Here is a 12,389-nt window from a genome sequence, read left to right as displayed (position 1 = left end):
GTCGCGAAGAGGAAAAGAGAAAAGAGATTCTGACGAAAGTGCAAGTATGATATCAGATCTTTTCCATTTTCAATGATGCAGGTAAATCGATAAGTTCTGGCTGAACTTGTGGTCATGAGCCACCGGGTTGAGTTCTGAACACAGCGAAAAATGGCACCACTCGCGCGACGTTAAACCAGCATGATTTACAGACGAAATGCTTACCATTAAGGCAATAAAGCTGAGATATACGTACACTGTTCGCAAAGGATTTTCTGACTTTTCCCCGCAGTTACGTTTCCCATCACATTGACATGACAAATACAAACTAACCAACTAATCAGTTGGAGATTTCTGATTAAAATCTCTTTCCCTCCCCAAACTCCGATTTGTGCATCACTGAGTTGCGAACAGCCTCGCGAGCCTGATCAATACTGACAAAGTCAGAGACATTACCAATCGTAGATCTGATAACCTCTTTCGATGTTTTACCACGAGCGACCGATCGTGTTTCTGATAATGACATTACTCGCTCAGATTTAGCGCCAAAACCGACGGGTGAATCCCAAGGGTTGTCAGTGATAAGATAAGACTTTCGTTCAGGATTGGTTAAGTAGTCAACTCTCCTTTGCGGGTTAAAATCGGTTTTCACGTAATTGAGAGCCGATTGATTACAATCTACTCATTGGCAGGTATTTTCATTGATGTATACCTGCGAATCAAAAGGTATGTCCGATGGTATCGACAACATTTGATATATAAATTTATCGATTTATAGGGGTTTAAACGGTGCTACATGTCACCCCCGAGTACTCACAAGACTTAAAAAACGAGTAAAATCAATATGCAAGAGTCTATCAACAAGGACCTTACCGCCCATACGCCCATGATGCAGCAGTATCTCAAGCTGAAAGCCCAGCACCCGGAGATCCTGCTTTTCTATCGCATGGGCGACTTTTACGAACTCTTTTACGACGATGCAAAACGGGCGTCGCAACTGCTCGACATTTCGCTGACCAAGCGCGGCGCATCCGCAGGCGAACCTATCCCGATGGCGGGCATTCCCCATCACGCGGTTGAAAACTACCTCGCCAAACTGGTGAATCAGGGTGAATCCGTCGCCATTTGTGAGCAGATAGGCGATCCCGCCACCAGCAAAGGGCCTGTTGAGCGTAAAGTCGTTCGTATTGTCACTCCAGGTACCATCAGCGATGAAGCCCTGTTACAGGAGCGCCAGGACAACCTGCTGGCTGCCATCTGGCAGGACAGCAAAGGCTACGGTTATGCCACGCTGGATATCAGCTCCGGACGTTTTCGCGTGAGCGAACCGGCCGATCGGGAAACGATGGCAGCCGAACTGCAGCGTACCAATCCGGCGGAACTGCTGTATGCCGAAGACTTCGCTGAGATGGCGCTGATTGAAGGCCGTCGTGGATTACGACGTCGCCCGCTGTGGGAATTTGAAATTGATACTGCCCGTCAGCAGTTGAATTTGCAGTTTGGTACCCGCGATCTCATTGGCTTTGGCGTTGAAAACGCGCCGCGCGGGCTTTGCGCTGCCGGCTGCCTGTTGCAATACGTCAAGGACACGCAACGCACTTCCCTGCCACATATTCGTTCTATCACCATGGAGCGCCAGCAGGACAGCATCATCATGGATGCCGCGACGCGCCGCAATCTGGAGATTACCCAGAATCTGGCAGGCGGCGTAGAGAACACGCTGGCCTCCGTGCTCGACTGTACCGTAACGCCGATGGGCAGCCGTATGCTCAAACGCTGGCTGCACATGCCGGTACGTGACACGAAAATCCTGACTGAACGCCAGCAGACTATCGGCTCGCTACAGGATGCGACCAGCGAACTACAGCCGGTGCTGCGTCAGGTAGGCGATCTGGAACGTATTCTTGCGCGTCTGGCACTGCGCACCGCCCGTCCTCGCGATCTCGCCCGCATGCGCCACGCCTTCCAGCAGTTGCCGGAACTGCGTGCGCAACTGGAATCGGTGGACAGCGCCCCCGTACAGATGCTGCGCGAGAAAATGGGCGAATTCACCGAACTGCGGGAACTGCTTGAACGTGCGGTCGTTGACGCGCCACCGGTACTGGTCCGTGACGGCGGCGTTATCGCACCAGGCTACAACGAAGAACTCGATGAGTGGCGCGCGCTGGCAGACGGTGCGACCGACTATCTCGACAGGCTGGAAATTCGCGAACGTGAGCGTACCGGACTGGACACGCTGAAAGTCGGCTTTAACGCAGTACACGGTTATTACATCCAGATCAGCCGTGGGCAGAGCCACCTCGCGCCAATCAACTACGTTCGTCGCCAGACGCTGAAAAACGCCGAGCGCTACATTATCCCGGAACTCAAAGAGTACGAAGACAAAGTCCTGACCTCCAAGGGCAAAGCGCTGGCGCTGGAAAAACAGCTCTATGATGAACTGTTCGACCTGCTGCTGCCCCATCTGGCGGATCTGCAACAGAGCGCCAGTGCGCTGGCGGAACTCGACGTACTGGTGAACCTGGCCGAGCGCGCATATACGCTGAACTACACCTGTCCGACCTTTAGCGATAAACCGGGTATTCGGATTACCGAAGGTCGCCATCCGGTAGTGGAACAGGTGCTAAATGAGCCGTTTATTGCCAATCCGCTGGACCTCTCACCGCAGCGCAGAATGCTGATCATTACCGGGCCAAATATGGGCGGTAAAAGTACCTACATGCGCCAGACCGCGCTGATTGCACTGCTGGCCTATATCGGCAGCTACGTGCCGGCGCAGAAGGTAGAGATTGGTCCTATCGATCGCATCTTTACCCGCGTGGGCGCAGCGGACGATCTGGCCTCCGGGCGCTCCACCTTCATGGTAGAGATGACCGAAACGGCCAACATTCTGCACAACGCTACCGAGAACAGTCTGGTGTTGATGGATGAGATTGGCCGCGGGACGTCGACTTACGACGGCCTGTCGCTGGCGTGGGCGTGCGCGGAAAATCTGGCGAATAAGATCAAAGCGCTGACGCTGTTCGCGACGCACTATTTCGAGTTGACACAACTGCCGGAGAAAATGGAAGGCGTTGCCAACGTGCATCTGGATGCCCTGGAGCACGGCGATACCATCGCCTTTATGCACAGCGTTCAGGATGGTGCGGCCAGTAAGAGTTACGGCCTGGCGGTCGCGGCGCTGGCGGGCGTTCCGAAAGAGGTGATCAAACGAGCGCGGCAGAAACTACGCGAGCTGGAAAGCATTTCGCCAAACGCGGCGGCAACGCAGGTGGATGGCACGCAGATGTCGCTGCTGTCCGTCCCTGAAGAGACCTCTCCCGCTGTTGAAGCCCTGGAAAATCTCGATCCGGATTCCCTGTCGCCCCGTCAGGCGCTGGAGTGGATCTATCGTCTGAAAAGTCTGGTGTAAGAGAAATGCCCGATGACGCTTTGCGTATCGGGCCTACACACTCACGGTACTGTACTTTCGTAGGCCGGATAAGGCGCCAGTCGCCATCCGGCACTCCGTTAACGTTTATCTTCCGCCAGCAGCGGCGGAATATTCGGCACCATCGGCGCGTCATCAATATCTTTTTGCGTCATGCGAAACGCCTGCGGATAATGTTCGCGGCTGGTGTGGCGCAGCGGTTCCGTATTACGCCAGGTATAAAGGCAGTGCTGGCACTGATACACCGTCCAGACATCTTTCACCGGCGATGTCGCCATCACTTCAATATGTTCATCAGCACAACGTGGGCAAATCATCTTCTTCTCCTTATTTGCGTGCGGCCAGCATCGAGGTCAGTTTTTCAGCCCAGGCTTTGGTTTCCGGTAAATCCACCACCGGCTGGCTATAGTGACCACGGTTGTCTGGTGCGACTGGCGTGGTGGCATCGATAATCAGTTTGTCGGTGATCCCCGCAGGACTTGAACCTGGATCCAGTTCCAGTACCGACATATTCGGTAGCTGAACCAGGTCACCCGCCGGGTTCACTTTCGAAGAGAGCGCCCACATCACCTGCGGCAGGTTGAACGGGTCAACATCTTCATCAACCATGATGACCATCTTCACGTAACCCAGGCCATGCGGCGTGGTCATCGCACGCAGGCCCACTGCGCGGGCAAAGCCACCGTAACGTTTTTTGGTGGAGATAATCGCCAGCAGGCCGTGGGTGTACATCGCGTTAACCGCCTGCACTTCCGGAAATTCCGCTTTCAGTTGCTGATACAGTGGCACGCAGGTAGCCGGCCCCATCAGATAGTCGATTTCCGTCCACGGCATACCCAGATAAAGCGATTCAAAAATCGGTTTGCTGCGATACGAAACCTTATCGATACGCACCACCGTCATATTGCGACCACCGGAATAGTGACCGGTGAACTCGCCAAACGGCCCTTCGATTTCGCGTTTGCGGCTTTCAATCACCCCTTCCAAGATCACCTCCGATCCCCACGGCACATCAAACCCGGTCAACGGCGCGGTGGCGATGGGATACGGGCTTTCACGCAGCGCACCCGCCATCTCATATTCGGACTGATCGTATTTCAGCGGCGTTGCGCCCATCAGTGTGATGATAGGATCGTTGCCCAGCGTGATGGCGATCGGCAGGTCCTCGCCGCGCTCTTCCGCCTTATGCAGATGCAGCGCGATATCGTGCATCGGTACCGGCTGCAGGCCCAGCTTACGCTTGCCCTTCACTTCCATCCGATAGATACCCACGTTCTGTTTACCGAAGTTGTCCGGGTCAAGCGGATCGCGGGAGACCACACAGGCTTTATCCAGGTAAAACCCACCATCCCCATCGTTCAGGCGAAACAGTGGCAGAAGGTCGAACAGATTAATCTCTTCGCCATCGACGCTGTTTTCCGCCCAAGGCGGATTCTCGCGACGCTCCGGGGCTACCGGGAACTTATCCCAGCGACGGATAAACTCATCAATCTGCTTTTTCACCGGCGTATTCGGTGGCAAGCCCAACGAAATGGCATGATTTTGCCAGGATCCGATGGTGTTCATCGCCACGCGCGCATCGGTGAAGCCGCGAATATTGTCGAACCATAGTGCCGGCGCACCGTCGCCAATACGGCCAGTGGCGTTGGCGGCTGCCGCCAGATCCGGTTCTGCATTCACCTCTTCACTGATTTTCAGCAGTTGCCCCTGGTCGTCGAGCGCCTGCAAAAAGCTGCGCAAATCATCAAATGCCATTATTCATTCTCCTGTGAAAAATTTTGTGCCTGTGACAACCCCTGCCAGCGACGTGCGTGCGGATGCTCCAGCGCAAACTGGTCCAGGATGCGGGCCACAATGTGTTGTGTAATATCATCAACGGTTTGTGGATGGTTGTAGAAAGCGGGCATCGGCGGCACCATTGCCACACCCATGCGAGAAAGCGCGAGCATGTTTTCGAGATGAATCGTGCTGAGCGGCATTTCACGCGGCACCAGCACCAGTTTGCGCCCTTCTTTCAGCACTACGTCGGCGGCGCGTCCCACCAGACCTTCGGCGTAGCCGGCGCGAATTCCGGCCAACGTTTTCATACTGCAGGGGATAACGATCATGCCGTCGGTGCGAAACGAACCTGACGAAATCGTCGCCGCCTGATCCGCCGGGCTGTGGCAATAATCCGCCAGTCCAGCGACATCGCGCGCGCAGTATGGCGTTTCCAGTTCAATGGTCGTTTTGGCCCACTTCGACATCATCAGATGCGTTTCCACATCCGGCATTTTTTGCAATGTCTGCAACAGCGCCACGCCCAGCGGCGCACCCGTTGCCCCCGTCATCCCCACAATCAATCTCATCCATCACTCCACAAATTGTTCGTATACGAACGTTTTATCTAAATTACCCCTATACAACCGCAGCGACAAGATCGCCCACTCTTTTTCGCACGTATAGCTTAAGCTTTCCTCGTTAAAAAACGCGACGTTACCCGTTATGATAGGAGACACGATTTTTAGCCTGGAGTTTTCATGGAGTTACGGAATAAAGCGTTTCACCTGTTACGCCAGCTTTTTCAGCAACATACGGCGCGTTGGCAGCACGAGTTGCCGGATCTCACTAAACCGCAATACGCAGTGATGCGTGCCATTGCGGAACGTCCCGGCATTGAACAGGTTAATCTGATGGAGGCCGCCGTCAGTACCAAAGCGACGCTGGCTGAAATGCTGAGCCGGATGGAAAAACGCGGGCTGGTGAGGCGTGAGAACGATCCGCTGGATAAACGTCGCCGCTTCGTTTATCTGACCACGGAGGGAGAAGCCTTGCTGAAAGTATGCATGCCGCTGGGAAACCAGGTGGATGAGGAATTTCTGGGACGGTTGAATGACAAGGAACGTGCGCAATTCGCCCTGTTAATCAAGAAAATGATGCCCGATTGACGAACCTGAGTATGCATGAAAATGCACCCGTCTGCTTTCACCTGCGAAACCACAGCAAAAAAGCCAGAAAGAAAAAGGCCAGCCTCAAAGAGGCTGGCCTTTCTTGTTAGAACAGTACTTACTCGCGGAACAGCGCTTCGATATTCAGCCCCTGAGTCTGCAGGATTTCACGCAGACGGCGTAGGCCTTCAACCTGAATCTGACGAACACGTTCACGAGTCAGACCGATTTCACGGCCTACATCTTCCAGTGTCGCCGCTTCATAACCCAGCAGACCGAAACGACGTGCCAGCACTTCACGCTGTTTGGCGTTCAGTTCGAACAGCCATTTGACGATGCTCTGTTTCATATCGTCATCTTGCGTGGTGTCTTCCGGACCGTTCTCTTTCTCATCGGCCAGGATATCCAGCAACGCTTTTTCGGAATCGCCACCCAACGGGGTGTCTACCGAGGTAATGCGCTCGTTAAGACGAAGCATACGGCTAACGTCATCAACCGGCTTATCCAGTTGCTCTGCAATTTCTTCCGCGCTGGGTTCGTGGTCCAGTTTATGGGACAACTCACGCGCGGTACGCAGATAGACGTTCAGCTCTTTAACAATATGAATCGGCAGTCGAATAGTACGGGTTTGGTTCATAATAGCCCGTTCAATCGTCTGGCGAATCCACCAGGTTGCGTATGTTGAGAAGCGGAACCCGCGTTCCGGGTCAAACTTCTCGACGGCACGGATAAGCCCCAGATTGCCCTCTTCAATCAGATCCAGCAGCGCCAGACCACGATTGCCATAACGGCGGGCAATTTTCACCACCAGACGCAGGTTACTTTCAATCATCCGACGGCGAGAGGCGACATCTCCACGCAGTGCGCGACGCGCAAAATACACTTCTTCTTCGGCCGTTAACAGTGGCGAATAACCAATCTCACCAAGGTAAAGCTGAGTCGCGTCCAACACACGCTGTGTGGCCCCCTGCGATAACAGCTCTTCTTCAGCCAAATCGTTATCACTGGGTTCCTCTTCAACTAAGGCTTTTTCGTCAAAAACCTCAACTCCGTTCTCATCAAACTCCGCATCTTCATTTAAATCATGAACTTTCAGCGTATTCTGACTCATAAGGTGGCTCCTACCCGTGATCCCTTGACGGAACTAGCAAGTGTCAGCCTGGTTCCGCCGCTTTATCGCTGCGGTAAATAACGCAGCGGGTTTACGGATTTCCCCTTGTAACGAATTTCAAAATGCAAACGTGTAGAACTGGTTCCGGTGCTACCCATCGTCGCTATTTTTTGTCCTGCCTTCACTTCTTGTTGTTCCCGGACCAGCATTGTATCGTTATGAGCGTAGGCACTCAGGTAATCATCGTTGTGTTTGATGATAATAAGATTACCGTAACCGCGCAGAGCGTTACCGGCATAGACCACGCGCCCATCGGCGGTCGCGATAATAGCCTGTCCCTTACTGCCCGCAATGTCGATCCCTTTATTGCCTCCCTCGGAAGCCCCAAAGTTCTCGATCACTTTGCCGTCAGTCGGCCAGCGCCATGTGGAGATTGGCGAACTGGTAGACGAACTGCTTGCTGTCGATTCGGTTGCACTAACTGCTGGAGCCGTTACAGGCGCTGTGACGACTGTCCCAGCAGGCTTGTTGTTCGGCAACATTTTGTTAGCACTTTGTTCACCTGAATCCTCAGAATACGTAATTGTCGGTTTAGACGCAACAGCAACGGCGGAATTTTGTGCAGGCCTGGTCACAACTCCTTGCTCTGCTGCATCGGCCCGGGTAATCGCATTACCACCGGTAATTGGCGCACCTGATGCGTTACCTACCTGTAGCGTTTGTCCGACGTTCAGGCCATACGGTGCCTGGACATTGTTGCGCTGCGCCAGGTCACGGAAATCGTTCCCGGTTATCCAGGCGATGTAAAAAAGCGTGTCGCCTTTTTTAACGGTGTAGGTGCTGCCGCCGCTGTAGCTACCTTTCGGAATGTTCCCATACTGGCGGTTGTAGACAATTCGTCCGTTTTCCATCTGCACGGGTTGCTCGGCTACCGGCTGAACGTGCGTCGGTTGCGTCGTCGGGCGCTGCACCGGTTGAATTTGTGGTGTCTGCGAGGCGGATGACGACGTCCCCATCTTCGGTGGCGGCGTGATCAGCATACCGGAACTGGTATTCGCCGGGGCATTACCATTGACTGAGCTTACCGGCGCAGGCGGATTCGATGAATTTGAACAACCCGCCAGCCATAGCGAAACCAGTGACAGTGCCGCAATGCGGCTAACGGTGAATTTTGGGCTTCCCGCGCTCATTTATCCCCCAGGAAAAATTGGTTAACAACCAGTGACGTATAATCGTGCAGACAGCAAATGGGCACTGGAAAATGTGACCACGATACGCTGACCCGTTCCAAAAACTCCAGGAAAACTCCAGGTATTCGGAACCGCGTCTTACGCGAGTTCCCCTTTTACTAAGGGAACAAAACGTACCGCCTCCACGGTGTCGATAATAAATTCGCCGCCCCGACGACGCACCCGTTTCAGAAACTGATGCTCATCCCCCACGGGCAAGACGAGAATGCCGCCTTCATCCAGTTGCGTCATCAACGCGGTCGGAATTTCCGGCGGAGCTGCCGTCACAATAATAGCGTCAAATGGCGCGCGTGCCTGCCAGCCTTGCCATCCATCACCGTGACGAGTTGAAACATTGTGTAAATCGAGCTGCTTCAGACGGCGACGCGCCTGCCATTGCAGACCTTTAATGCGTTCGACGGAACAAACCTGCTGTACCAGATGCGCCAGTATCGCCGTCTGATACCCGGAACCGGTGCCAATTTCCAGCACCCGCGACTGCGGGGTCAGTTCGAGCAGTTCGGTCATTCGCGCCACCATGTACGGTTGCGAAATCGTCTGTCCCTGACCTATCGGCAACGCGATATTGTCCCAGGCCTTATGTTCAAACGCTTCATCAATAAATTTCTCACGCGGCACCGCGGCCAGGGCATTAAGCACCTGCTCATCGCGAATCCCCTGCGCGCGCAATTGTTCAAGAAGCGTCTGTACGCGTCTGCTTACCATTGCGTGCCAACTCCCACGCTATCTAACCAGTCGGAAACCACATCATGCGCGCTGTGCGCGGTTAAATCCACATGCAACGGCGTAATGGACACGTAACCTTCATCTACGGCCGCAAAATCGGTATCAGGCCCGGCGTCGCATTTATCGCCCGGTGGGCCAATCCAGTACAACGTGTTACCGCGCGGATCTTCCTGCGGGATCACTTTGTCTGCCGGATGACGGCTACCGCAGCGCGTCACGCGGATGCCTTTGATCTGCTCCAGCGGTAAGTCGGGCACGTTGATGTTGAGGATCCGCCCGGTACGCAGCGGTTCCCGACGCAGTGCGCGTAAGATCCGACAGGTGATGGCCGCAGCAGTCTCGTAATGCTGATGTCCGTCTAACGATACGGCAAGCGCAGGAAAACCAAGATGACGCCCTTCCATCGCCGCCGCGACGGTGCCGGAATAAATAACGTCATCCCCCAGGTTAGGGCCGGCGTTAATTCCTGACACCACAATATCTGGACGCGGACGCATGAGCGCATTGACGCCCAGATAAACACAGTCGGTGGGCGTCCCCATCTGCACGGCGATGTCGCCGTTTTCAAAGGTAAACGTCCGGAGAGAAGATTCAAGCGTCAGCGAGTTTGACGCGCCACTGCGGTTCCGATCCGGGGCGACGACCTGTACGTCAGCAAACTCCCGCAGGGCTTTTGCCAGCGTTTGTATACCGGGCGCGTGGACCCCATCATCGTTACTCAGCAATATGCGCATAATCACCCATTGTGTTGATCAGTTCCCTCACAACGCTGGTGGCGAAGCTCCCCGCGGGCAGCCAAAAACGTAACTCAACAGTGACATCATCCCACCAGTTCCAGCTTAATTGCTGCGGATAGAGCAGCATCGCTCTTCGAGAAGCCTCGACTTTTTCGCGCAGCAGCAGTGACTGCAACTCGCACTCTTCGGCAATCGCGGACTGTTCGAACGCCAGCGCATCCCGCTGGGTTCCCCACTCGCCGCTGCCGGGAAGCGAAGCCGTCACCATCAATTCTTTTTCATCGACACGACGCTGTAATTCCGCCAATTCTTCTTGTGTGGCGACAAACCAGCTTCCGCGTCCCGCTAATTGTAGCGCATCGCCGTCAACAACTTGATTAAAGTCTGTTTTTTTCAGACGCTCGCTGACAATTTGATTAAACAACGCACTGCGGGCCGCCGACAACCAAAAACTGCGTTTATTGCGATCCCGCACAGGCGCATCGCTTTGCGCCCAGCGCAGCGCGCCTTGCAGATTGCTGCCGCCAATGCCAAAACGCTGAGCGCCAAAATAGTTTGGTACACCGCCGGTGTTTATCGCCTGCAGACGAGATTCTACCTCGTCACGATGGCTGACTTCGCGCAGCACCAGCGTGAACGCATTGCCCTTCAGCGCGCCTAAACGTAGCTTGCGTTTGTGACGTGCGTATTCCAGCACCTTGCAGCCTTCAAGCTGGAAAGCGCTCAGGTCGGGCATTTCTTTACCCGGTACGCGCGCGCATAGCCACTGTTCAGTGACCGCATGCTTATCCTTTTGCCCGGCGAAGCTCACTTCGCGGACATGAATTTTCAGAAACTTCGCCAGCGCGTCGGCGACAAAACGGGTATTACAGCCGCTTTTGAGAATACGCACCAGAATGTGCTCACCTTCGCCATCCGGTTCGAAACCTAAATCTTCGACCACCACAAAATCTTCCGGACTGGCTTTCAGCAACCCAGTGCTTTGCGGTTTTCCGTGGAGATACGTGAGATTATCAAACTCTGTCATTTCGCGGCCTTAATGAGTAACGCCACCGCTTCGCAGGCAATCCCTTCCCCACGCCCGGTAAAACCGAGTTTTTCAGTGGTGGTTGCTTTCACGTTCACATCATCCATGTGACAACCGAGATCTTCAGCAATAAACACGCGCATTTGCGGAATGTGCGGCAGCATCTTCGGTGCCTGAGCAATAATAGTCACATCGACGTTGCCCAGGGCGTAGCCTTTGGCCTGGATCCGACGCCAGGCTTCACGCAGCAACTCGCGACTGTCCGCGCCTTTAAACGCCGGATCGGTATCCGGAAACAGCTTGCCAATGTCACCCAGCGCCGCCGCGCCAAGCAGCGCGTCGGTGAGCGCATGCAGCGCAACATCGCCATCAGAATGCGCCAGCAGCCCCTTTTCATACGGGATGCGCACGCCACCAATGATAATTGGGCCTTCACCGCCAAAGGCGTGTACGTCAAAACCGTGTCCAATTCGCATTATGCATCCTCCAGATGGATTGTTCGGGTCAGATAAAATTCAGCCAGCGCTAAATCTTCCGGACGCGTCACTTTGATGTTATCAGCTCGTCCTTCAACAAGCTGTGGATGGAAGCCGCAATATTCCAGCGCCGACGCTTCATCGGTGATGGTCGCCCCTTCATTCAGCGCACGCGTCAGGCAGTCATGCAGCAGTTCACGAGGGAAAAATTGCGGCGTCAGCGCGTGCCATAAATCGTTGCGTTCAACGGTATGGGCGATAGCCGTTTTGCCCGGCTCCGCGCGTTTCATGGTGTCGCGCACCGGTACGGCGAGGATCCCGCCGGTGCGGCTGGTTTCGCTAATCGCCAGCAGGCGCGCTAAATCATCCTGATGCAGACAGGGACGCGCCGCATCATGCACCAGCACCCATTCAGCGTTTCCGGCGGCCTGTAATCCAGCCAGCACGGAGTCTGCCCGTTCATTTCCCCCGTCCACGACGGTAATGTGCGGATGCTGCGCCAGAGGAAGTTGAGCAAAGCGGCTGTCGCCAGGGCTGATAGCGATGATCACGCGGGTCACCCGGGGATGCGCCAGCAGCGCAGAGACCGAGTGTTCGAGAATGGTTTTATTACCGACTGAGAGATATTGCTTCGGACATTCCGTTTGCATACGGCGGCCAAATCCGGCCGCCGGCACCACGGCGCAAACATCCAAAAAAGTGGCTGCCATGTGATTTCCTGGGCTG

General features: G+C 54.7%; 12 protein-coding genes. 2 read left to right on the top strand and 10 right to left on the bottom strand.

Annotation, left to right across the window (positions count from 1 at the left end; genetic code table 11):
• The first annotated feature begins 823 nt into the window (after positions 1 to 823).
• Entirely contained in the window at positions 824 to 3,391 is a 2,568-nt protein-coding gene (gene mutS / locus GBC03_09850) for a DNA mismatch repair protein MutS (protein QFS70493.1), read from the top strand.
• A gap of 98 nt (positions 3,392 to 3,489) precedes the next feature.
• Here mutS and GBC03_09845 read toward each other — a convergent pair whose 3' ends face one another.
• From GBC03_09845 to GBC03_09835, 3 genes are read right to left on the bottom strand one after another with little or no spacing between them, the layout of a single operon-like run.
• Complete coding sequence (locus GBC03_09845; protein ID QFS70492.1) at positions 3,490 to 3,726, bottom strand: hypothetical protein; 237 nt, start codon at positions 3,724 to 3,726, stop codon at positions 3,490 to 3,492.
• Between the two features lie 10 nt (positions 3,727 to 3,736).
• Positions 3,737 to 5,164 (bottom strand): UbiD family decarboxylase, encoded by a 1,428-nt coding sequence (locus GBC03_09840; GenBank protein QFS70491.1) that lies wholly within the window; start codon positions 5,162 to 5,164, stop codon positions 3,737 to 3,739.
• Positions 5,164 to 5,757 (bottom strand): UbiX family flavin prenyltransferase, encoded by a 594-nt coding sequence (locus GBC03_09835; GenBank protein QFS70490.1) that lies wholly within the window; start codon positions 5,755 to 5,757, stop codon positions 5,164 to 5,166. The genes GBC03_09840 and GBC03_09835 overlap by 1 nt, the downstream gene beginning before the upstream one ends.
• A gap of 171 nt (positions 5,758 to 5,928) precedes the next feature.
• On the opposite strand from GBC03_09835, the gene GBC03_09830 reads away from it, so the two are divergent.
• Positions 5,929 to 6,336: a MarR family transcriptional regulator gene (locus tag GBC03_09830; protein QFS70489.1), complete on the top strand. Its 408-nt coding sequence runs from the start codon at positions 5,929 to 5,931 to the stop codon at positions 6,334 to 6,336.
• A 118-nt stretch (positions 6,337 to 6,454) separates the two neighbouring features.
• Here the strand turns inward: GBC03_09830 and rpoS are convergent, their stop codons facing one another.
• The 7 genes from rpoS to ispD form a co-directional block, all read right to left on the bottom strand.
• Complete coding sequence (rpoS, locus tag GBC03_09825; protein ID QFS70488.1) at positions 6,455 to 7,447, bottom strand: RNA polymerase sigma factor RpoS; 993 nt, start codon at positions 7,445 to 7,447, stop codon at positions 6,455 to 6,457.
• 62 nt (positions 7,448 to 7,509) lie between these two features.
• On the bottom strand, positions 7,510 to 8,637 hold the full coding sequence (gene nlpD / locus GBC03_09820) for a murein hydrolase activator NlpD (GenBank protein ID QFS70487.1): 1,128 nt from the start codon (positions 8,635 to 8,637) through the stop codon (positions 7,510 to 7,512).
• Between the two features lie 138 nt (positions 8,638 to 8,775).
• Complete coding sequence (pcm, locus tag GBC03_09815; protein QFS70486.1) at positions 8,776 to 9,402, bottom strand: protein-L-isoaspartate O-methyltransferase; 627 nt, start codon at positions 9,400 to 9,402, stop codon at positions 8,776 to 8,778.
• A complete protein-coding gene (gene surE / locus GBC03_09810) occupies positions 9,396 to 10,157 on the bottom strand; it encodes a 5'/3'-nucleotidase SurE (protein ID QFS70485.1) in 762 nt (253 codons plus the stop codon). Before surE ends, pcm begins: the two co-directional genes overlap by 7 nt.
• Positions 10,138 to 11,187 (bottom strand): tRNA pseudouridine(13) synthase TruD, encoded by a 1,050-nt coding sequence (truD, locus tag GBC03_09805; protein QFS70484.1) that lies wholly within the window; start codon positions 11,185 to 11,187, stop codon positions 10,138 to 10,140. The genes surE and truD overlap by 20 nt, the downstream gene beginning before the upstream one ends.
• Entirely contained in the window at positions 11,184 to 11,663 is a 480-nt protein-coding gene (gene ispF, locus GBC03_09800; protein QFS70483.1) for a 2-C-methyl-D-erythritol 2,4-cyclodiphosphate synthase, read from the bottom strand. The genes truD and ispF overlap by 4 nt, the downstream gene beginning before the upstream one ends.
• Positions 11,663 to 12,373, bottom strand: a complete 711-nt coding sequence (ispD, locus tag GBC03_09795) for a 2-C-methyl-D-erythritol 4-phosphate cytidylyltransferase (GenBank protein QFS70482.1) — start codon at positions 12,371 to 12,373, stop codon at positions 11,663 to 11,665. The genes ispF and ispD overlap by 1 nt, the downstream gene beginning before the upstream one ends.
• Positions 12,374 to 12,389: the final 16 nt, after the last annotated feature.

Source organism: Citrobacter telavivensis, assembly GCA_009363175.1.
GTDB lineage: Bacteria > Pseudomonadota > Gammaproteobacteria > Enterobacterales > Enterobacteriaceae > Citrobacter_A > Citrobacter_A telavivensis.
Note: the sequence above shows the minus strand (reverse complement) of the source record. Positions and strands in the feature narration are given on the sequence as shown.